The sequence below is a fragment of the Brevibacillus daliensis genome (assembly GCF_021245735.1).
In the GTDB taxonomy this organism is placed as follows: Bacteria; Bacillota; Bacilli; order Brevibacillales; family Brevibacillaceae; genus Brevibacillus_B; species Brevibacillus_B daliensis.
Map to the genome: position 1 here is coordinate 1 of NZ_JAJISB010000040.1, position 22,556 is coordinate 22,556.

Sequence of the window (22,556 nt, forward strand, 5' to 3'; positions counted from 1 at the left end):
CATTGACAGAAACACACAGCATTCTGCAACGTATGCGTGAATTAGCAGTACAAGCGTCTTCTGACACTAACGAAGGTGTAGACCGTCAAAAACTTCAAGCTGAAGTTGATGAATTGTCTAAAGAGATTAAACGTATTTCTACAGACACTGAGTTCAATAACCAAAAAGTATTGGATGGCTCTTTCAAAGATAAGGTTTTCCACATTGGTGCAAACCAAGGTCAAAACATTCAACTTACCGTTAACGACATGAGCAATGCTTCACTTGGCGTAGACGGAGTTAAAGGTGAACAAACAGTGGGTGATTATGTTATATCTCACAAGTCATCATCGGATTTCGATTTCGAGGTTAAACTTACAGGTGGAACTACGGCAATTGATAAAACAACGGTAGAAATTGATCCAACTTCTGGTAAAGTTACCGTTACTCTTGCTCAAGATGATAAAGGAGTAGCTACAGCAACTAAAGATGATGTTATTAAAGCACTTAAAGATGCAGGCTTAAATGTAAAACTTGCTGATACAGTTGATGGTACCGCTAAAGCAGTAGCAGTGGCTAATGATACAGTAACAGCAGGAACTACTGAAGCAGGTGTTGACATCTCTACTCAAAAATCAGCTGACAAAGCAATCACAACAATCAACAACGCACTTAACAAAGTATCAGAAGAACGCTCTAAACTAGGTGCAAATCAAAACCGTCTAGAGCACACTATCAACAACTTGGGAGCAACTGCTGAGAACCTGACTGCAGCTGAATCTCGTATCCGTGACGTTGATATGGCGAAAGAAATGATGGAGTTCACGAAGAACAACATCCTTACTCAAGCTGCTCAAGCTATGCTTGCACAAGCTAACCAACAACCACAAGGCGTACTTCAATTACTTCGTTAATTTAACTTTAGTAATAAAGGGAAAAGACCTAGCTAATCAGTTAGGTCTTTTCTGACTTCCAGCCAATACATACAGATGAATAGGATACCTTTAGTGATTTTTACAAGTGCTTTATATAGAAGGAAACATCCTCACATTTAATTTTTTGTTTATAGCCAAAAACATCCTCAGTAATGTGAGAAGAGTCATTTATTCCGTTTCCATACAGTGGATTAAAGGTCATTTCGGCTTGTTTGTAGGTGATGATGTCGCTATAAAACAAATTGTTTCCTGTTAATTTGTATTCTTTATCTTTTGTTTTATAAGTCATATCCACTAAGCCAAATGGGGTAAAAAACCTACCGCCATGTGTTTCATGATAAAGTTTGTACCCATACCAACTTATTCAAAACGAATAACTGAACGTTTATCTATAGAGTAAAAACTATTTTCTTGAGCAGTTTTAAAGTCAAACTCAGAAAGGTAGTTTCCATTTGCATTCTGCTAACCAAATGAAGTCCCTTTGTGGAACAGAGGATTATAAAGGTAAAGTAGATATCATTGTATTGACCTCCAATATGAATTAGCTCCCATTCAAAATTTGAAATGAGAGCTTTTTTAGTTGATGAATAATGCAAATAATATTTACAATAAGCATAATAAATTTTTTAGATATTCCGATATTAATAATAGTCAACCTAAATTTAGATTTGGTGGAAACATCAAGTTGTACTCGTTTAGTGTTGAAATATATAAGTTTGAGCATAGGATGGCTCAAATTTAAAAAACATGGAGGTATTCAACATGAGAATCAATCACAATATCGCAGCTCTTAACACACATCGTCAATTGGGAGTAAACACAGGTGCATCTTCTAAAAACCTGGAGAAACTATCTTCCGGTTACAAAATCAACCGTGCAGGTGATGATGCAGCAGGTCTAGCTATCTCTGAGAAAATGCGTGGACAAATCCGCGGTTTGGAAATGGCTACTAAAAATGCTCAAGATGGTATCTCTTTGATTCAAACAGCAGAAGGCGCATTGACTGAAACTCACAGTATCCTACAACGTATGCGTGAACTAGCAGTACAAGCGTCTTCTGACACTAACGAAGGTGTAGACCGTCAAAAGCTTCAAGCGGAAGTTGATGAATTGTCTAAAGAAATCAAACGTATTTCTACAGACACTGAGTTCAATAACCAAAAAGTATTGAATGGTGATTATTCAGATAAGACGTTCCACATTGGTGCGAACCAAGGACAGAATATCAAGTTGACCATTAACGATATGAGCAACACAGAACTTGGTGTAAACGGACTTAAGAACGATACAACACATGGTGATCTTGGTATTATAGTTACGAATCGCGATGCTGATAAAGACATTGAAATTGAAGTCTCTGCTAAAGTAACCGGTGCGGCTGTTGCGGAAACCACTGCTTCCATTGATAAAGATGGAAAAATCACACTAACTCTAGCACAAGATAATACTGGTGCTATTACAGCTACTAAAGCTGATGTATTAGATGCATTAAAGAAAATTGGATTAGAAGTTGAGAGTGATGGTACTTCCGATGCAATTGCAACAGGTGCTTATGGAAAAACGTATACAGCAACCAAAGCTGACCCAACTGATGAAACTCAATTCGATGATACAAAAGGTGTAAACATCTCTACTCAAGCAGCAGCTGACAAAGCTATCACAACAATCAACAATGCCCTAAACAAAGTATCTGAAGAACGCTCTAAACTAGGTGCAAACCAAAACCGTCTAGAGCACACCATCAACAACTTGGGAGCAACTGCTGAGAACCTAACTGCAGCTGAATCTCGTATCCGTGACGTTGATATGGCAAAAGAAATGATGGAGTTCACGAAAAACAACATCCTTACTCAAGCTGCTCAAGCAATGCTTGCTCAAGCTAACCAACAACCACAAGGCGTACTTCAATTACTTCGTTAATTGGATATATACTAAACAATCAGAAGACCTGGTTTATGCTAGGTCTTCTTTTTATATATTTAAAAATAATATTAAAAAAATTTATGTACCTGCCGATAGTATAATAGGATGATCTAACATGTCTCTTACTAGAAAGCGATGTTAGACATTCAATCTACCATTTTGGACTAAAGGATGAGCCCAAAATAAACACATGGAGGTAATTTACAGTGAGAATCAATCATAATATCGCAGCTCTTAACACACACCGTCAGATGGGAGTTAATACAGGTGCAGCATCCAAAAACCTGGAGAAACTATCTTCTGGTTACAAAATTAATCGTGCGGGAGATGATGCAGCAGGTTTAGCTATCTCTGAGAAAATGCGTGGACAAATCCGTGGTTTGGAAATGGCATCGAAAAATGCACAAGATGGTATCTCTTTGATCCAAACAGCAGAAGGTGCTTTGACTGAGACACACAGTATTCTACAACGTATGCGTGAGTTGGCTGTACAGGCTTCTACAGACACTAATGAAGGCGTTGACCGTCAAAAGCTTCAAGCAGAAGTGGACGAGTTGTCTAAAGAGATTAAACGTATTTCTACGGACACAGAGTTCAACAACCAGAAAGTATTGGATGGCTCTTTCTCTGATAAGACTTTCCATATTGGAGCGAATCAAGGGCAAAATATTAAATTGAGTATTAATAACATGAGCAATAAAGAGCTAGGTGTAGCTGCAGTTAAAGGTACTGAGGAAACAATTGCTGAATTAGGAATTAAGGTTACTAATCATGATTTATCTAAAGATGTGAAATTTGTAACAAATCCGGCTGGAAATAATGCAGTAACTGAAACAACAGCTGTTTATAATTCTGCGGATAATACATTTACTATTACATTAAAACAGGATGCAGGTACTCCTGGTACTATTACGGCAACTAAAGATGAAGTATTAGAAGCATTACAAAAAGCAATAGAAAAAGAAAAACTGGATGTAACTGTTGAAAGAGATGCATCTGCTGCTGGACCAGCGGCAGCATTTACTGGTACAAAAACAGTCGCTAAATCGGATCCAACTAATGTAGATGATGAGAAGGGTATCAACATATCGACTCAACAAAAAGCAGACGCTGCGATTACTACAATCAACAACGCATTAAACAAAGTATCCGAAGAACGCTCTAAACTAGGTGCGAACCAAAACCGTCTAGAGCACACTATCAACAACTTGGGAGCAACTGCTGAGAACCTGACTGCAGCAGAATCTCGTATCCGTGACGTAGATATGGCGAAAGAAATGATGGATTTCACAAAGAACAACATCCTTACTCAAGCTGCTCAAGCAATGTTGGCACAAGCGAACCAACAACCACAAGGCGTACTTCAATTACTTCGTTAATTAATATACTTGTAGCCCATGAAGGACCCGGCATATGCTGGGTCTTTTTTTTATAAGTAACTAAAAAAAAATAGTAAAAAAATTTTGAGTTGTTTCCGATAGTAATAATAGGGTGATCTAACATGTACTCTTCTAGTATTAATGCTAGACATTCAATCTACATTTTGGGCTAAAGGATGAGCCCAGAATAAACACATGGAGGTATTTGCAATGAGAATCAACCACAATATCGCAGCTCTTAACACTCATCGTCAATTGGGAGTAAACACAGGTGCATCTTCTAAAAACCTGGAGAAACTATCTTCTGGTTACAAAATCAACCGTGCAGGTGATGATGCAGCAGGTCTAGCTATTTCTGAGAAAATGCGTGGACAAATTCGCGGTTTGGAAATGGCTTCTAAGAATGCTCAAGATGGTATCTCTTTGATCCAAACAGCTGAGGGTGCATTGACAGAAACACACAGCATTCTGCAACGTATGCGTGAACTAGCAGTACAAGCTTCTTCTGACACTAACGAAGGTGTAGACCGTCAAAAGCTTCAAGCGGAAGTTGATGAATTGTCTAAAGAAATCAAACGTATTTCTACAGATACTGAGTTCAATAACCAAAAAGTATTGAATGGTGATTTTACAGATAAGACGTTCCACATTGGTGCGAACCAAGGGCAGAATATCAAGTTGACTGTTAATGATATGAGTAACACAAAACTTGGAGTAGATGGCGTTAAAGCAGAGGTTACTACTGATGACGATTTTGGGGTTTCTATTTCAAATTATGAAGGTAAAGATATTAAAATGAAAACACTAGATGCTGCTGGAGCAGGAGCAGCTGCAGTAGAAAAAACAACTGCAAAAGTTAATGCTAATGGAGAAATTGAAATTACATTAAAACAAGCTGCTGGTACATTAAACCCCGATGGGACTCCACTTGCTGCTGGTGCTATTACAGCAACTAAAGAAGAAATCGCAGCTGCAATAAATGAAGCATTTGCGAAAGCTGGCATTGATGCGACTGCAGAAGCAACTACTGCTCCTGCTGCCGATATTAAAGCAAATACATCCTTAAAAGATGCTGCCCTATCAAATACGAAAGATGATACTACTGGTATCCGTATTTCTACTCAAAAATCCGCAGACCAAGCTATCACAACAATCAACAACGCTCTAAACAAAGTATCCGAAGAACGCTCTAAACTAGGTGCGAACCCAAACCGTCTAGAGCACACTATCACCAACTTGGGAGCAACTGCTGAGAACCTAAGTGCAGCTGAATCTCTTATCCGTGACGTTGTTATGGCGATAGAAATGTTGGAGTTCACGAAGAACAACATCCTTACTCAAGCTGCTCAAGCTATGCTTGCACAAGCTAACCAACAACCACAAGGCGTACTTCAATTACTTCGTTAATCGAACTCGTTACACATGGAAAGGACTCTGATATTCAGTCAGAGTCCTTTTTTCCTATATTAAAGTGTATCAACTCCATAGATTCATAGAGATTCTTCCTGATAAGCATAAAAAGCATACTCTATTGAAGTATTACCATTTTCGAATGTATTGAGGTAAAAGTTTTATGTGTACATAATCAATTAATCCATTCCCCATACAAGCATTACTACAAATACCTCTCAATTAATCCTTTCAATTATCCGATAATAACTATAGAAACAGTAAGTTCGGAGGGAATATCTATGGAAATTGGAAGTAATTCAACTGCACCAAACCATGCAACTATTGATAGCACCAAGACTCCGCCATCCACTCCTATAAAGAACGAGCAAAAACAACAACAGAAACCAAAGCAGGAAGATAGCACTCTATCTGTCAACAAAAAGGCAGAATTGGACAATGAAATAGCTGCCCTTAATAAATTCATGGAAATTAAATCAACCCACCTAAAATTCAAATTACATGACAAATTAGGTGAGTACTATGTCCAAGTCGTCGATGATAAAACAAACGATGTTGTCCGAGAAATTCCTTCGAAAGATATGATGGATACCGTCGCTCAACTGTATACGCTTATTGGAATTTTGGTAGATAAAAAAATCTAAAGGAGGAAACATAAATGATTAGTCCAATTCGTTTTGGTGGTCTTGCTTCAGGTATGGAAACTGATAAGATTATTTCTGATTTAATGAAGGCTGAACGAGAGCCTCTTAATAAGCTGCTACGCAAAAAACAAACACAAGAGTGGCGTCGAGAGAGTTATCGTGAGCAGAATGTGGCTTTGTTAGAATTTCGAAACAAAGTAAGCGATCTGAATTTATATGGTACGTTTAAAAAGCAAATCGCTAAATCTAGCAGTGATAGTGTTGGTGTTACGATTGCCGGGAAGCCAAGTTTAACCTCTTACACGATTTCAAGTGTTGACCTAGGGAAGGTTGGATATGGTTCTGCTGTTAAATTCAGTACAGATGTTCCTGACGACAAAACTAAGATTGATGAAGATTTTTCATTCGATATTACATATAGCGAAGCTGGGACCGAGAAAACGGCTAAAATTGATGTAACTGCGGGCAATACCATTCAGGATGTACTTAAGCAAATCACAGATAAAACAGGTATCAAAGCAAGTTATTCTGCAACTGATAAATCAATTGTTCTAACTTCAAAAGAAATACCAGGAAAAATTGAGATTAGTGGGGCAAAAGACGATAATAAGCTTGGCATTGAAAATGGGGTAGTTTCTGCAACCGAAAATGAGTTTTCAACAGGAGCTATGGGGCAGGAAAAAGTAAACGGAACAGCAGTAATTAACGGGGTTCCCTACGCTCTAAAAGGCAATACCTTAGAGCATGACGGACTTAAATTCGAGTTCAAAGCAAATTCATCCAGCCCCGTCTTCATCAACATGAAAACCGACACAGAAGCAGTCTATGACAAACTAAAAGACTTCGTTGACTCATACAACAAACTTATTGATACGTTGAATACGAAACTAACTGAAAAAGTACAACGTAGTTACCAACCTCTATTAGAAGAAGAAAAAGAAGGTATGAGCGAAAAGCAAATCGAACTCTGGGAATCGAAAGCGAAGAGCGGTTTGTTACGCCAAGACCCAATCTTAAGTGGTTTTCTATCAGAAATGCGTCTTGGATTAACTACTCCATTGAAGGGTGCAAGTAAGGAATTCGATAACCTATCTGATATTGGTATTGGACCAAAGAAATCTACAGGTGCAGGTAGTTTATATGATTACAGAGAAAACGGTAAGCTCTACATTGATGAAGAAAAATTAAAAGCTGCCATAGAAAAAAATCCGGATGAAGTAATGAAAATGTTTGCGGGTAATTCTGGTGACGATGGAACTCCTAAATCAGAGGGGATAGCTGAGCGTTTATTAGTGCCTATCAAATCTGCTATGGAAAAAGTAAGACAAAAAGCTGGTAGCGCTGATATTGCAGTAGATAATAGTGTTCTCTCAAAAGATCTAAAAGACATTAATGATAACATCAAAATATGGGAGCGCAGAATCAAGGACAAAGAGGATGCGTATTGGAGAAAGTTCACTGCAATGGAACAAGCTATTAGTAAATTAAATAGTCAAAGTTCAATCTTTACTCAACAATAGAGTAAGTAATAGGTTATTCTTCATAAAAAGGGGGGGAGCGTATGGCTAATCCAGCTCAGATTTATCAGCAGGTACAAGTAAAGACCGCAAATCCCGGTGAATTAACGCTGATGTTATACAATGGTGGCATTCGATTTAGTAAAGAAGCTATACTTTTTATTGAGAAGAAAGAAATGGATAAGGCACATGCTTCCATTTTACGAGTACAAGAGATCATTAATGAATTAGATGCTTCTTTAGATCGAAGTATAACATTATCTGAGCAATTCATTCTCATGTACGATTACATGCGTCGTCGCACTATCGAGGCTAACATTAAAAAAGATAGTGAGATTATAAAAGAAGTAGAAGGCTATTTTGTCGAGTTCCGAGATACATGGAAAGAAGTTATGCGTCTTTCCAAACATCAACCAGAAGGACAATGACATGAATACACCTACACTTAAAGAGTTATACGAAGCCGTCTTAAGTTGTACGGAAGAGTTACTTACTCTTGTGCAAAAAGAAGCTGATCCAGACGAATGGAACTCTCTTTTGGACAAGCGTCAGAAATTGATTGATGCCATTGTTGCCCATCCAGATAATACAGACTCGGAGACATTATCTTGGAGAACACCAGTTATCTCTGCTATCCGTGAACTCGAACAACAAGTTCTGCCCTTGATGCAACAACAGCAAAAGGGTGTGGAAGAAGAGATTCGTAACATAAAAAAATCAAAGCAAGCGACGGAGCAATATGCAGGGGCTAATGCAATTGCTGCCTACGGAGCTTTCTTCGACAAAAAAAATTAGTGTCCAATTACGGCGAATATAGAAAAGACGATCGGGATTCCGATCGTCTTTTCTATTTCCTATGCGCGAACATCTAGCTTCTGTCCGGATGTAGGATGTGGAGCAGGAGGCTGCGCTTTAGCGAAGTCGCTAAACATATAGGCAACCGTATCGGTAACGTAATCCTTCGTAATCTTTGTTAACTGAATGCTAATCGCTTGCTTTAATTGGATGGGATTCATTGATGAGTAGCCCTCCTTCCCTGACCGAATATTATAGATATCGGAGAGTTAGATATTTTGTCTTACAGATTAGTAGGAAAATGCGTTATCAGGTCAATCAACATTCATGATTTGGACTCCAATTAATTATTATTCAGAGATTGTAGAGAAGAGATTACCACATGCGGTACAGTGTCCGTTACTCACTCTTCCCCCACAAACACAAACCATTCCAATCACTCTCGCCGGATTTCCCACCACCAGCTCATAATCCCCAACATCCCTAATTACAACAGCCCCAGCCCCAACCATCGCATACTTACCAATCGTGATTCCACACACAATCGTTGCGTTCGCACCAATTGAAGCTCCTCTTTCCACTGTTGTCTTTACCACTTCCCACTCCTTAGAAAAAGCTCGTGGAAACAAATCATTGGTAAAAGTCATATGTGGTCCCAGAAATACATCATCTTGAATCTCCACTCCATGGTAAATGGACACACCGTTCTGAATTTTGACGTTGTTACCAATCGTAACTCCGTGATCGATATATACATCTTTACTAATGATGCAGTTTTCACCGATCTGTGCATTCTCCCGTATTTGTGCTTGATTCCATACCTTGGTTCCAGCTCCTAGCTGAGCTTTATCTGAAACATCTGCTGTTATATGAATGAATACTTGTTCTCTCAAGATATAACCTCCTGACATGACTTCTATCGTTACAACGATATATATGCGCTGTGCCATTGATGTATCCGCAGTCAGGTTGAGATGTCCAACATGGATGAAAGGGGGATTTTTCACAGAAATCAGCATACGCTTCGATCATTTATCAACATCCATGCACTTCCCTACGCATGCCGACGTATTACTAATAAGGAAGTTCCACATACGTAGACGAAAGGAGCAGGGATATGAAGATACCCATCATCGATCTGACGGACGAGGTACGGCTCCTGGGTGATGAAATCAACCAGGCGATTTCACGTGTGTTGCAGTCGGGGCATTTTATACTCGGGGAACAGGGAAGGGCATTTGAGGAAGAGGCTGCTCGCTATTTAGGATGTAAGCATGCCATTGGCCTCAATTCAGGGACTGATGCACTCGTCATTGCGCTGCGAGCTTTGCGAATTGGTCCTGGTGATGAAGTGATCGTACCTTCCTTTACCTTTTATGCAACTGCTGAAGCTGTTGAACTGGTAGGAGCAACGCCCGTATTCGCTGATATTAGTCCAGATACGTTTAATGTGGAACCTGCTCGGGTGGAAGCCTGTATTACATCCTCTACCAAAGCAATCATTCCTGTGCATCTTTATGGACACGCTTCCAAGATGGAGCCCTTGCTTCAAATTGCTAAGCAATACAATCTGGCAATCGTGGAAGACACAGCGCAGGCTTTTGGTGGTGAGTATCGCGGGAAGAAGCTGGGGACGTTTGGTCAATTTGGTTGTTTTTCATTTTATCCAACAAAAAATTTAGGAGCATATGGCGATGCAGGTATGTTAACTACAGATGATGACCAGCTTGCAGAGCTAGCCTGTAAACTACGCACGCATGGTTCTTTGATTCCGTATGAAAATGAACGGACTGGATATAACTCTCGTCTAGATGAGCTACAAGCGGCTATTCTGCGTGTTAAATTAGCGTATGTGGAACAATGGAACGAATTGAGGCGTGAAGTGGCAGCTAGCTATACCAGGTTACTTAGGGATGTGGAAGATATTGTGACTCCACGAGTAGCAGGCTATGCCAAGCATGTTTACCATCAATACACGATTCGTGTCAGGGATGGCAAGAGAGATAATCTGCATCAGGAGCTTCGTCAGAAGGGCATAGGCTCCATGTTATACTATCCTACGCCTGTCCATCAGCTACCAGTGTATTCAGGGCATCCTATGCCATCTCTGCCGGTTACAGAGCGTATGTCAGGTGAGGTATTAAGTCTTCCCATATGGCCTCACATTACTTTAGAGAAACAACAAGAGGTAGTGTCTGTCCTTCTATCCTCGTTAGGGAAGGGATAAAGGGTAGGAAAAGCGATTTAGTCTACTCGACACATCTTGTTTTGTGAATTGTCGTTTACTCGCCTTTTGTATGGCAAGTTTAGTTTCGCAATTCTTGTAATCTGTCTAGCTTTGCCCAAATCTTTTCTTAAATTGCCCAATCTTTGCCAACTCTTCTGCTATAATAATATCCGTCCACTAGAATGAGAAAAGGCGAGAGGTATAAGGATGGAGACCAAACAATTTTTTGCCGCGAATAAGCGGTCGTTGCTATTGATTTTAGTAGTCGTGCTGGTATTTATGCACACGGTATATCTGAATGGGAACATCATGCAGCTTTTTCACCTCCCAGCACTTGAGCTGGTTGGCCTGTCAGTTATTATTTCTTATGCGATTAAGCGAAAGCACGTTCACTTGAGAAGTATAGGGCGCCTGCTTATTTATGGACGGGAGAATCATGTGGAAGAGACAATTAAACGTTTCTATGAGTATGCCCTGCTCCAAAAAGAAAAAGGTTATATGGCTCTGGAAAAAGAGCTAATCAATGAGCCGGATCATTTTGTCCAACGTGGCTCTCTGCTAGCTATTGAAGGAGCTTCTGAGGAAGAATTACGGATGATAATGGAGAACGAATGCAAAGGGGAGCAGTATCGCTACCAGCAGATGGGCGGTATGTTTCGATTGATCGCTCTCTTAGCACCCGGGATGGGGCTGGTTGGTACGTTGCTTGGGATGACAGGTGTATTAACTACTTTATCTGATTTTTCACAAACGGGACACAGTTTAAGTACGGCGGTGGTTGCGACACTGTACGGTGCGCTGTTAGCCAATCTGTTTGCGCTGCCATGTTACTACCGCCTAATGGATATATATGACCAGGAAATGTTTGAAAAACGTCTGTACATCGAAGGATGCGTAGGGTTACAACGTGTGGAAAATCCACGTGTGTTGTTCGAAAAACTAAACTCTTTCTTGCCTGCTGACCAAAAGCTGATGCTCCTTAAGGTACCAGGAAGTATAAGAGGAATTATTGAAAGGCAGAACGACTATGCAGGATGATCGTCTATATGATGAAAAGGAACTGGAAAAGAGCTGGCTACTAAGCTACAGCGACCTGATTACACTGTTGTTTATCCTGGTCGTTATTATTGCGGCTATGTATACATCTGAGGTGAAGGAGCAGCAAGCAATACTTGAGCAGGAGCAAAAGGAAACAGCAGAACAGGCAGAGCTGGTTGAAGCAGAGCAAGCTGTAACTGAATTGCAAAAACAGGCGTTGGAAGAAGAGATTCACAAATTAACTGTGAAGCGTGACCAACTTGCATTAGAAGCGGGACAGTTTGAGCCAGAGAAGCTGGAACCAGAAAATGTGGACAACAATATGAACGTGGTCAAGGAAAATGTGGGGGCTGCACTTAAGGAATTCGATATTCCATTTGAAGAGAGTGCGGAAGGTGTTGTCGTTCGTCTTCCTGAACAACTTCTTTTTACCAGTGGTTCTGCTATTCTTCAGGAAGAAGGGGAAAAAGTTGTGGACAAGCTCTCCTACGTACTGGAAAAATTCCCTCATCGGGTACGGATTGAAGGGCATACAGACGATTCACCAATTGTGCACAGTAATTATGTAGCAAACTGGGAGTTATCTCTGGATCGCGCCAAGGCGGTTATGCACAAAATTGTGCAGGAAAGAGGACTTTCCCCATCACGCTTTACAGTGGCTGGTTACGGTGAAAGTAAACCGCTTGTTGATAATACTACTTCCGAGAATCGCGCCAAGAATCGGCGTGTAGAGATTGTAATTTTGGGTGAGAAAGAATAAAAGATATAAAAGTAGCTATTTCAATGATCAATAAATAACAGTCAAGAATATGCTAAACTTTACCAATAAATTATATTTTTAGGAAGGATATTTCCTTCATTTGCAGAATGTTACTGTTGAATCTACATTCCTGTAACAAAAGAAGCTGTGCCAGCCATAGATGGGTCTGAATCAGGAGATATGTACATAACAATCGTATAAACAGCATAATTTTTTAGGACTTTCACCAAGAAACGGCCACCATGAACAGTATGTTGATGGTGGCTTTTTTGTAACTACGACCATGTATAATGAGATCTTGTTTCGAACATCTGAATATACACAGAAATAACAGGCTTGTGCACAACTTCTTGTGGATAATGTGGATAACTCTGTGGAAATGCAGACTTATAGGAGTCATTCTGTGGACAGTTACCGGGAAAAGAATGGCTCTTACATGTAGTTGCCCACAGGGAAATAATAAGGGGGCCTGATTTTCATGATGAAAAAGAGTTGGTTACCAGCAACAGTTCTCACCCTTAGTCTTAGTATGTTACTTGCGGCTTGTGGATCAGGAGGGGGTCAACCTGCTAATTCCAGTGGGGGAGCGGGAAAGGAAAAGTTTGTGGTTGCAACAGAGGCGGCATATCCTCCGTTTGAAAAAATGGAAGGGGATAAAATGTCCGGGTATTCCATTGATGTCATCCAGGCAGCTGCTGAGGCAGGCGGTTTTGAAGTAGAAAATAGAAATACTACATGGGACTTAGTTTTCACCGACTTGGAGAATGGAAAGGTTGATGCATCCATCTCTTCTATCACGATTACAGATGAGCGAAAACAAAAGTTTGATTTTTCTGAACCTTATTTCGAAGCTACTCAATTGATTATGGTGCCCGAGGATTCTACTGTAACCAAGCTAGAGGATTTAAAAGGACTAAAAGTAGGGGTACAAATAGCTACCACAGGGGATACAGTTGTAGGTAGAGTTCTTGGTGCGACCAATCAGGACATTAAGCGTTATGATGACTTGCCTTCAGCAGTAGACGATTTCTTTAATAAACGCGTTGATGCGGTAGTAGCAGATAACGGTGTTATTAAATATTTTGCGGATCAAATCAAAGGTGGAAAATATAAGCTTTTAAAAGATGATAGTTTTGAAAAAGAGCATTATGGCATCATGGTTAAAAAAGGTAACAAAGAGATGCTGGATAAAATTAATAATGGTTTAAAGATCATTAAAGAGAACGGTAAATTAAAAGAACTCCAATCCAAATATTTCCCTGAGTAAATAAGAAGTAGCTTGAACATATCCCAATGGAAATCATTTTTGCAACTGGAAGAGAGGGGGGATATCACTTGGGATGGGGCGTTATTATTGAATACAAAAGCATGTTTATCAATGGATTTATTAACACAATTATTCTTACGATTGTAGCAATCATTTTCGGAACGATTCTAGGGTTGATTCTGGGATTGGGCAAAATGTCTACGAGGGCATACTTTCGAATACCATGCTCTGTTTATGTTGAAGTATTTCGCGGAACGCCACTGTTCGTTCAAATCTTATCCATCCATACGGTGTTGATTCCTGGAATCTGGCAAACTTTTCTACCAAATGCAGATACACCTTCAGCTATGTTTACCGGATTTGTGGCTCTTTCTTTAAATGCTGGAGCTTATATAGCAGAAATTTTTCGAGCTGGTATCCAATCAATCGACAAAGGACAGATGGAAGCAGCTCGCTCTCTCGGGCTGACGCACGCACAGTCAATGAAGCTAGTGATCCTGCCTCAGGCGTTTACCAGAATGCTTCCGCCGCTCGGAAATGAATTTATTGCTTTATTGAAGGATTCCTCACTTTTAGCGGCTATTGCCACTCCTGAGCTTGGTTATGCAGCTATGACTGTAGCAAAAAATACATGGGAGCGCTTACCTGCTTTTGGTACAGCGGCCATCGCTTATTTGATACTAACTTTGTTTTTATCCAAGATAGTTGTGCGAAAACTTGAACAAAAATATACCCCACGTTGAATTTTGTCGAAAAACCATGGTTTGACTTTACTCTGAGCACAGTGTATAGTCAGTAACAAGGGTAATTTAATATCCTAAGTTTGCAATACGAAAGGAATGTGTAACACATGCAAGGAAAAGTTAAATGGTTTAACGCAGAAAAAGGTTTTGGTTTTATCGAGCGCGACGGAGGCGACGATGTATTCGTACATTTCTCCGCTATCCAAACTGATGGTTTCAAAAGCTTAGACGAAGGTCAAACAGTTGAATTTGACATCGTTGAAGGCGATCGTGGCCCTCAAGCTGCAAACGTAGTAAAAGCGTAATCAACCATATAAAAGATTAACCCCTCAGGATTATTCCTGAGGGGTTTTTTGATTGTTTAAGAAAAGTTATGAATGTTTATAAACTAGATCGTTTTTTAATTTACATATATACATCCAATTTTAGGTAATTCATTCATGTGATTACAACATAAATAATTTTGTGAAAATCACCTCAAATATCCTGATTCAAGTAAAAATGAAAGCGGGTACAAAAAAGGTATGCTATCTCCTAAACAAAATTTTTGTAAATGAAAATGTACATGCCAGGACAAGTTGTCAGAAGTAAAAAATCACCATGAAGATTATGTAATTTTCAAGTGAACATTTATTAAATTTTTACCCGATTTCACGCGATTTTTGTTAAAAATAAATCAGGGGTTAGCAGGGTTACAAATCGTCTATGCAGAATACAAATATCATAGGCGGAAGGAGGGTTTATCCATGAACTTTAATATTCGTGGCGAAAACATTCAGATTACAGCAGCTCTTCGGGAGTATGTAGAGAAAAAGGTAAGCCGTCTCGGGAAATATTTCGAAAACTCCGGCGATCTAGATGTAAGCGTGACCATGCGCGTTCTTCGCGGTGAAAGCACCATTGAGGTGACAATCCCAACTACAGGAGTAATCCTGCGCGGTGAGGTTACACACGGTGACATGTATGCAGCAATCGACTTAGTAGTAGAAAAACTGGAACGCCAAGTAAGAAAGTATAAAACCAAAGTCAACCGCAAACAACGACATGAACATGGTTCCAAAGCCATTTTCAGCGTAGATACTAGCAGCGTAGCAGTAGCGGATGAAGAGGATGATGTACAGTTTGATATTGTACGTACGAAAAGATTTAATTTGAAACCGATGGATACGGAAGAAGCAGTTATGCAAATGGAACTTTTAGGACATAACTTCTTCGTCTTCGAAAACAGCGATAACAACGAAGTAAATGTAGTATATCGCCGTAACGATGGACGCTACGGTTTAATCGAACCAAAATAAATTGCGAAATAAATAGTAACAAATGGTAAAGGAGTTGCCGGTAGGCAACTCCTTTACTTGTGTTATGTATCAAGAATTTGCTAAAATAGGTTGTTAGATAGTCCCCCCTAAGGGGAACGGTGGAAGGGGTGTCCCTATGTTAGGGCTTGTAAAGAAGCTATTTGGTGATCCAAATGAGCGAGAAGTAAAAAAAATGTTTAAGCGTGTGGAAAAGATTAATGCGCTTGAAGCTCAAGTTGCTACACTCACTGATGAAGAATTAAAAGAAAAAACTGTGGAATTCCGTGCTCGCCTAGAAAGAGGAGAGACTCTGGACGATATATTAGACGATGCTTTCTCGGTAGTGCGTGAAGCTTCCAAACGGGTACTAGGAATGCGCCACTTCGATGTACAATTGATAGGTGGTATGGTACTTCAGGAAGGTCGTATTTCAGAGATGAAAACAGGGGAAGGTAAAACCCTGGTTGCAACTCTTGCTACTTATTTGAATGCATTGGCTGGAAAAGGCGTACACGTCGTTACTGTCAATGAATATCTAGCAGAACGTGACTCACGGATCATGGGTGAACTATACAACTTCCTTGGCCTGTCTGTAGGCTTGAATGTAAACGGACTTACAGCAGAATCAAAACGTGAAGCATATGCTTGTGATATTACGTACGGAACCAACAATGAATTTGGTTTCGATTATTTACGTGACAATATGGTGTTGTACAAAGAACAAATGGTACAACGTCCTCTTCATTTTGCCATTATTGACGAGGTTGACAGTATCTTAATCGATGAAGCACGTACACCGTTAATTATTTCGGGTTCTGCTAACAAGTCAACGGAATTGTATTATATCTGTTCCCACTTCGTAAAACGAATGGAAGTAGAGAAGGATTTTACGGTTGATGAAAAGTTAAAGATCGTATCTTTGTCTGATGATGGCGTTAGCAAGATAGAAAAAGCGTTTAACGTAGACAACCTTTATGACACTGCTCACGTTACGTTAAACCACCACATTACATCTGCGTTAAAAGCGGAAGTATTGTTTAAAAGAGATGTTGACTATGTCGTTCAGGATGGCGAGGTAGTTATTGTAGATGAATTTACAGGTCGTCTGATGGTTGGACGACGTTACAGTGATGGTCTTCACCAGTCCATTGAAGCAAAGGAAGGGCTGAAGGTACAGAGCGAGAGCATGACGCTTGCTACCATCACATTACAAAATTACTTCCGTATGTATGAAAAACTGAGCGGGATGACCGGTACAGCAAAAACGGAAGAAGAAGAATTTAAGAAAATCTATGGACTGGATGTTGTGGTTATCCCGACAAACCGTCCAATACTGCGTGAAGATGTGGCTGACGCGATTTATAAAACGGAAGAAGCCAAATATCGCGCGGTTGTAAAAGAAATTGTAGAGCGCCATAAAAAAGGACAACCTATGCTGGTTGGTACAATCTCTATTGAGAATTCCGAGCGCTTATCCCGTATGTTGAAGCAAAAAGGCGTTCCTCATAGCGTCCTGAATGCGAAGCAGCATGAGCGTGAGGCAGAAATTGTAGCACGTGCTGGTCAGTACGGTGCTGTTACCATCGCTACTAACATGGCTGGTCGTGGTACAGACATTCAATTAGGCCCTGGAGTACCTGATGCAGGGGGTCTGCACATCATTGGTACAGAACGTCACGAGAGCCGTCGTATTGATAATCAGTTGCGTGGTCGTGCTGGTCGTCAAGGGGACCCAGGTTCTTCTCAGTTCTTCTTGTCTATGCAGGATGAATTGATGCGTCGTTTTGGTGCAGATAACATCATGAACATGATGGATCGATTAGGTATGGAAGAAGATATGCCAATTGAAAGCAAGATGGTATCTCGTGCTGTTGAATCAGCTCAAAAACGCGTTGAGGGTAGCAACTTTGATGCACGTAAAGGTGTACTCCAGTATGACGACGTAATGAACAAACAACGTGAGGTTATCTATAAACAGCGTAAAGAAATTTTGGAAAGCGATGACTTGCAAGATATTGTAAAAGGTATGGTGTACAGTGTTATCGAACGTACAGTAGCTGCGTACTGCCCGAAAGAACAAATCCCTGAAGAATGGGATCTACAAAGCCTGTTTGAAGTATGTACAAGCTTATTCCTGTTTGAAGATGCGATTACGGTATCTGATCTGAATGGAAAAGAAGCAGAAGAGATTGAGGAAATGCTGAAAGGTATCGCAGATCGTCAACTGGTGCAGCGTAAAGAAGAAATCGGCGAAATGATGTCTGAGTTTGAAAAAGTTATCGTTCTTCGCGCGGTAGACAGCAAATGGATGGATCACATCGATGCGATGGAACAGCTTCGTCAAGGTATCCACCTACGTGCTTATGCTCAAACAGATCCATTGCGTGAGTACCAGTTTGAAGGATATGATATGTTCCTAGGTATGGTTGAAAGCATCGAAGAAGAAGTTGCCTTGTACATTATGAAATCCGAAGTGAGCCAAAACTTGCAACGCCAGGAAGTAATAAATCAAGAAAATCTACAAACCTCAGGTCCTTCCGACGTACCAACAGAAGCTCCTGCAGCTAAAGATAATAAAAACCGTGCGCAAAGACGTGCAGATAAGAAGAAAAATAAATAAGAGATGGGGAATCTACTCGATTTAGATAACACTCTGGAAATCTTCCATGAGAATAATCGAGGCAGGATCACCCTAGAGATAAAGCCCGTTCAAATAAACTTGAACGGGCTTTTATTCTTTGTTTCTTGGCAGCGTAATTCGAAATATGGTCCTCTCCACTGCATTTTCCACTAGCTCTAGAGTTCCACCATGAAGTACCACGATTTTTTGAGCAATCGAAAGACCTAGTCCTGTTCCTCCATCACTTTGTCTTGCAGTATCACCTCTAACGAATGGATCAAAGATACGATACTTTACTTCAGAGGGGATACCGATACCTTTATCTGCTATTTCGATGACCACATCATGTTCCTGTTCCTTTAAGGCGATACGGACGTGTGTCCCATTAGGATTGTATTTGATCGCGTTAGACAGCAGATTGGATACCGCGCGGCTCATGTTTCTGTAATCAAAATGATAGTAAATGGCCTGTTCTGGTAACTGTACGTGGAATGAAAATTCTTTTTCCTCCAACTCATCCAGATACTCCAGCGTGATCTGACGCATAAATTCACTTAAATCGTATTTTTTCGCTATCAGATTATAGTTGCCGTCATTAATGGTCAAAAACTCGAATAAGGAGTTGATTAACGAGGTAACACTTTGTGACTTGTTGTAGATCAGTTCCAGGTAACGTTGTTTTTTATCAGGGTCAGTTACGATGCCTTCTTGCAAAGCTTTGGCATATCCCTGAATGCTGGTAATGGGTGTTTTAAGGTCATGAGAAATGTCCATGAGCATGCGACGTTTACTCTCTTCCAATCTCTCTTTTTCGGCGCGGGTCGCCTCTAGCTGGTCGGCTAGATAATTAAAGGCATCACGTATTTGACCGAACTCACTCTCTGCCTTCAGCGCAATGCGAGATTGGTAATCTCCTCCCGTCATTCTTTTGATCGCGTTGGTAATGACTTTTAGGGGCTCACTAATTTTTTTGGCAGAGTATCTACTATATAAAAAAATAATGGCTATGATCGGAATGAGTAGGATAAAAATTGAATGAATCAATATAGTACTGACTTTTTCCATTGCTTCGTCAATACTACTCAAATACTGTACGTCAATCGTCAGGTTCTCACGAGGCAATTTTATCAGACAGAGATATGGCTTACCTGTGATTGTAGTAAAGGGAGCGATTGAATAAAAGAATGGTTGCTCGTCAGAATAATCGAGATTCTCATATAAATCATTGGATGAATAAACTTGGATATCATCCTGTTTATTTCCAATAACATACACAACCTGGTTCTGCTCATTTACTATCTCTACCCAGCCACCATGTTTCGCAATCGAATCAATAGCTATGGCTGTATAGTCTGATTGCACAATATCCTTTGCTTTAAAAACGGGAGATAGACCTTGATCGAGATGTTTATCAATTTCGTATAATAGATAACCCAAAGTGAGGATCAGGATGGTGCTGATAAAAAAAATGAATATACTGTAATTCCAGAGCAGAGTGGAATGGATTTTTTTTGATTTCATATACGCATGTCCTTAGAATTGTCAGCCTTTGAACTAACTTTGTTATCACCTGACACTAACTTATATCCCAGTCCCCTCACTGTTTTTAGATAGCAGGGTTTCTTAGGGTCCTTCTCAATTTTTTCGCGTAGCTTGCTGATATGTACCATGATTGTATTATCATCACTGTAGTATTCATCGCCCCAGACACTTTCGAATATTTGCTTTTTGGTAAAGACACGATTTGGTTGTTCCATAAACAGTTGAAGCAGCTTATACTCCGTGAACGTCAGGGTAATTTCCTTTTGATTACGGTACAAGGCGCATTGCTCTTTATGTAAGACAAGCTCTCCGACGATTATCTTTGCTAAAGCGTGGTGTTGCATATCATCTATTTTCAGGTTTAGATGATACGAGCGGCGCAATTGTGCCTTAATGCGGGCTACCACCTCTAGAGGATTAAATGGTTTGGTTATATAATCATCGGCACCTAGAGTAAGACCCAGGATGACGTCATGATCTTGGCTGCGTGCGGATAAAAAGATGACAGGTAAAGATAACTCCTTACGTACATGGGTTATTAACTGCAAACCGTTAAGTTTGGGAATCATAATATCAAGCAAAGCAAGATCAATAGCCTCGTTCTGAATGATCTGCCATGCCTCTTCTCCATTTTCTGTTGCAATAACCCTGAAGCCTTCTTTTTCTAGATAGAGAGTAAGCAGCTCAACGATTTCCTCCTCATCATCAGCAATCAGGATTGTTCGATTCATAAATTTTACCTCCATTGTAGAATAGCAACATTGGCACTATTCTCTATTTTACACCTTTTGGAAATGAATTGCTTGTGGACAAAGTACTTTTTTAGTCGGATCATGATTTGCATGAACACAGATTTAGGCTACAATTAAAGGTAATGGAAACTGTAACGAAGGAGTAGATCGTATGGCATTAATCGATTTGGCTGATGTAAAACAGGAAATGGCTAGTCTCTCCAAGCGACTAGCGGATATTAGGGGGTCTCTTTGACCTGCCTGCTAAGGAAGAACGCATTGGTGAGCTGGAAGAGCGTATGCTTGCTCCCGATTTTTGGGATGACAATGATTCAGCTCAAAAGACAATCAGCGAATTAAATGGAATGAAAAGTTTGGCGGATACCATGAAAAAGCTGGATACTGCCTATGAAGATTTACTAGTGATGCAAGAGCTGGTAGCTGAAGAGGGAGATCAGTCCATGGTGGTTGATCTTTATGAGAGTACACAAGAATTAAAAAAAGAGTTTGAGAGCTTTGAACTGGAACTGCTCTTGAGCGATCAATATGATAAAAATAATGCCATTCTGGAGTTGCATCCCGGTGCAGGTGGAACAGAGTCACAGGATTGGGGTTCCATGCTCTTGCGCATGTATACAAGATGGGCGGAGAGCAAAGGCTTTAAGGTTGAAACGCTTGATTATCTTCCAGGAGATGAGGCTGGAATCAAGAGTGTAACCCTATTGATTAAAGGGCATAACGCATATGGTTATTTGAAAGCAGAAAAAGGCGTACATCGTTTGGTGCGAATCTCCCCATTTGATGCCTCAGGCCGCAGACATACCTCGTTTGCTTCGTGTAATGTGTTGCCAGAAATTGAGGATGATAACGCTGTTGATATACGCTCAGAGGATTTGAAGATCGATACGTACCGTGCGAGTGGTGCGGGTGGTCAGCATATTAATACAACTGATTCTGCTGTTCGGATTACGCATATCCCAACAGGTGTGGTTGTAACATGTCAACAAGAGCGCTCACAGATCAAAAACCGTGATCGTGCCATGAAGATGTTGATGGGTAAGCTGTTTGAGAAAAAGCGTGAAGAGCAGGAGAAGACACTTGCTTCTATTCAAGGGGAACAAAAGGATATCGCTTGGGGTAGTCAAATTCGTTCCTATGTGTTCCATCCATACAGCATGGTGAAGGATCATCGAACCAGTATAGAGACAGGCAATGTGCAAGCCGTAATGGATGGTGACCTGGATCTATTTATTGATGCATACCTACGATCTCAGTTAAAAAGAGACGAACAATAAATGAAAGAATAGCTGCTGTGATAGAATCTATTACAGCAGCTATTTTTTTTTAGATAATCTATTGTAAACTTGTCCGGTATGTGTTAGAATGATGAAGTCACAGATGCGGGTGTGGCGGAATTGGCAGACGCACCAGATTTAGGTTCTGGCGGGCGACCGTGGGGGTTCAAGTCCCTCCACCCGCACCATTATATTGCCGGGGTGGCGGAATAGGCAGACGCAACAGACTTAAAATCTGTCGAGGTTTTCCTCGTACCGGTTCAAGTCCGGTCCTCGGCACCATAGATGAAAACTAACGTGAGGCTTGTTGCCTCGCGTTTTTTTATAATATCGGAAAGTATCTAATTTTTTGGAGCATGAGCCCCTATATTTGTTGGTAAAATCGTTATATGAAGACAAATATTTTTAAGCGGATTTTTTTTGATGACTACTGTAGTGGGCAGGCAGAAGAAT

21 protein-coding genes and 2 tRNA genes are annotated in these 22,556 nt (G+C 40.3%); 19 read left to right on the forward strand and 4 right to left on the reverse strand.

Annotation, left to right across the window (positions count from 1 at the left end; genetic code table 11):
- From LM917_RS21170 to LM917_RS21205, 8 genes are all read left to right on the forward strand, one after another.
- Positions 1-893, forward strand: an 893-nt coding sequence (locus LM917_RS21170; RefSeq protein WP_304502597.1) for a flagellin, incomplete at its 5' end; no start/stop codon positions are given.
- 783 nt (positions 894-1,676) lie between these two features.
- Positions 1,677-2,834, forward strand: a complete 1,158-nt coding sequence (locus LM917_RS21175) for a flagellin N-terminal helical domain-containing protein (protein WP_232699702.1) — start codon at positions 1,677-1,679, stop codon at positions 2,832-2,834.
- 209 nt (positions 2,835-3,043) lie between these two features.
- On the forward strand, positions 3,044-4,216 hold the full coding sequence (locus LM917_RS21180; RefSeq protein ID WP_232699703.1) for a flagellin N-terminal helical domain-containing protein: 1,173 nt from the start codon (positions 3,044-3,046) through the stop codon (positions 4,214-4,216).
- 210 nt (positions 4,217-4,426) lie between these two features.
- On the forward strand, positions 4,427-5,623 hold the full coding sequence (locus LM917_RS21185) for a flagellin N-terminal helical domain-containing protein (RefSeq protein ID WP_232699704.1): 1,197 nt from the start codon (positions 4,427-4,429) through the stop codon (positions 5,621-5,623).
- A gap of 284 nt (positions 5,624-5,907) precedes the next feature.
- A complete protein-coding gene (locus LM917_RS21190; protein ID WP_232699705.1) occupies positions 5,908-6,270 on the forward strand; it encodes a flagellar protein FlaG in 363 nt (120 codons plus the stop codon).
- Between the two features lie 14 nt (positions 6,271-6,284).
- A complete protein-coding gene (gene fliD, locus LM917_RS21195) occupies positions 6,285-7,790 on the forward strand; it encodes a flagellar filament capping protein FliD (protein WP_232699706.1) in 1,506 nt (501 codons plus the stop codon).
- Between the two features lie 41 nt (positions 7,791-7,831).
- Positions 7,832-8,215, forward strand: a complete 384-nt coding sequence (gene fliS, locus LM917_RS21200; RefSeq protein ID WP_232699707.1) for a flagellar export chaperone FliS — start codon at positions 7,832-7,834, stop codon at positions 8,213-8,215.
- 1 nt (position 8,216) lies between these two features.
- Positions 8,217-8,582 (forward strand): flagellar protein FliT, encoded by a 366-nt coding sequence (locus tag LM917_RS21205; protein ID WP_232699708.1) that lies wholly within the window; start codon positions 8,217-8,219, stop codon positions 8,580-8,582.
- Positions 8,583-8,641: 59 nt separating this feature from the next.
- On the opposite strand, the gene LM917_RS21210 is transcribed toward LM917_RS21205, so the two are convergent.
- Together LM917_RS21210 and LM917_RS21215 are read right to left on the reverse strand one after the other, a co-directional pair.
- Positions 8,642-8,803: a putative motility protein gene (locus LM917_RS21210; RefSeq protein WP_232699709.1), complete on the reverse strand. Its 162-nt coding sequence runs from the start codon at positions 8,801-8,803 to the stop codon at positions 8,642-8,644.
- Between the two features lie 129 nt (positions 8,804-8,932).
- Complete coding sequence (locus LM917_RS21215; RefSeq protein WP_232699710.1) at positions 8,933-9,475, reverse strand: acyltransferase; 543 nt, start codon at positions 9,473-9,475, stop codon at positions 8,933-8,935.
- A gap of 224 nt (positions 9,476-9,699) precedes the next feature.
- Between LM917_RS21215 and LM917_RS21220 the strand changes: the two genes are divergently transcribed.
- From LM917_RS21220 to secA, 8 genes are all read left to right on the forward strand, one after another.
- Complete coding sequence (locus LM917_RS21220; protein WP_232699711.1) at positions 9,700-10,809, forward strand: DegT/DnrJ/EryC1/StrS family aminotransferase; 1,110 nt, start codon at positions 9,700-9,702, stop codon at positions 10,807-10,809.
- Positions 10,810-11,016: 207 nt separating this feature from the next.
- Positions 11,017-11,847: a motility protein A gene (locus LM917_RS21225; protein WP_232699712.1), complete on the forward strand. Its 831-nt coding sequence runs from the start codon at positions 11,017-11,019 to the stop codon at positions 11,845-11,847.
- Positions 11,819-12,607, forward strand: a complete 789-nt coding sequence (locus LM917_RS21230; protein WP_309241971.1) for an OmpA family protein — start codon at positions 11,819-11,821, stop codon at positions 12,605-12,607. Before LM917_RS21225 ends, LM917_RS21230 begins: the two co-directional genes overlap by 29 nt.
- A 481-nt stretch (positions 12,608-13,088) precedes the next feature.
- Positions 13,089-13,874: a basic amino acid ABC transporter substrate-binding protein gene (locus tag LM917_RS21235; RefSeq protein ID WP_373688818.1), complete on the forward strand. Its 786-nt coding sequence runs from the start codon at positions 13,089-13,091 to the stop codon at positions 13,872-13,874.
- Positions 13,875-13,942: 68 nt separating this feature from the next.
- On the forward strand, positions 13,943-14,617 hold the full coding sequence (locus LM917_RS21240) for an amino acid ABC transporter permease (RefSeq protein ID WP_232699714.1): 675 nt from the start codon (positions 13,943-13,945) through the stop codon (positions 14,615-14,617).
- A 107-nt stretch (positions 14,618-14,724) separates the two neighbouring features.
- Entirely contained in the window at positions 14,725-14,922 is a 198-nt protein-coding gene (locus LM917_RS21245; RefSeq protein WP_232699715.1) for a cold shock domain-containing protein, read from the forward strand.
- A 441-nt stretch (positions 14,923-15,363) separates the two neighbouring features.
- Positions 15,364-15,915: a ribosome hibernation-promoting factor, HPF/YfiA family gene (hpf, locus tag LM917_RS21250; protein ID WP_232699716.1), complete on the forward strand. Its 552-nt coding sequence runs from the start codon at positions 15,364-15,366 to the stop codon at positions 15,913-15,915.
- Positions 15,916-16,051: 136 nt separating this feature from the next.
- Positions 16,052-18,535 (forward strand): preprotein translocase subunit SecA, encoded by a 2,484-nt coding sequence (secA, locus tag LM917_RS21255; RefSeq protein ID WP_232699717.1) that lies wholly within the window; start codon positions 16,052-16,054, stop codon positions 18,533-18,535.
- Positions 18,536-18,646: 111 nt separating this feature from the next.
- Here secA and LM917_RS21260 read toward each other — a convergent pair whose 3' ends face one another.
- Together LM917_RS21260 and LM917_RS21265 are read right to left on the reverse strand one after the other, a co-directional pair.
- Entirely contained in the window at positions 18,647-20,056 is a 1,410-nt protein-coding gene (locus tag LM917_RS21260) for a sensor histidine kinase (RefSeq protein ID WP_232699718.1), read from the reverse strand.
- The gene (locus LM917_RS21265) at positions 20,053-20,808 is read right to left on the reverse strand and encodes a response regulator transcription factor (protein ID WP_232699719.1); all 756 of its coding nucleotides are present in this window, start codon (positions 20,806-20,808) and stop codon (positions 20,053-20,055) included. Before LM917_RS21265 ends, LM917_RS21260 begins: the two co-directional genes overlap by 4 nt.
- Before the next feature lie 172 nt (positions 20,809-20,980).
- Between LM917_RS21265 and prfB the strand changes: the two genes are divergently transcribed.
- The 3 genes from prfB (at position 20,981) to LM917_RS21280 (ending at position 22,385) form a co-directional block, all read left to right on the forward strand.
- Positions 20,981-22,103, forward strand: a protein-coding gene (gene prfB, locus LM917_RS21270; RefSeq protein ID WP_232699720.1) for a peptide chain release factor 2 whose coding sequence is annotated in 2 segments (ribosomal slippage) — positions 20,981-21,061 and positions 21,063-22,103 — 1,122 coding nt in all. Because the reading frame shifts where the segments join, the coding sequence is not laid out codon by codon here.
- A 105-nt stretch (positions 22,104-22,208) separates the two neighbouring features.
- A tRNA-Leu gene (locus tag LM917_RS21275) sits at positions 22,209-22,291 on the forward strand.
- A gap of 7 nt (positions 22,292-22,298) precedes the next feature.
- Positions 22,299-22,385: transfer RNA gene (locus LM917_RS21280), tRNA-Leu, on the forward strand.
- Positions 22,386-22,556: the final 171 nt, after the last annotated feature.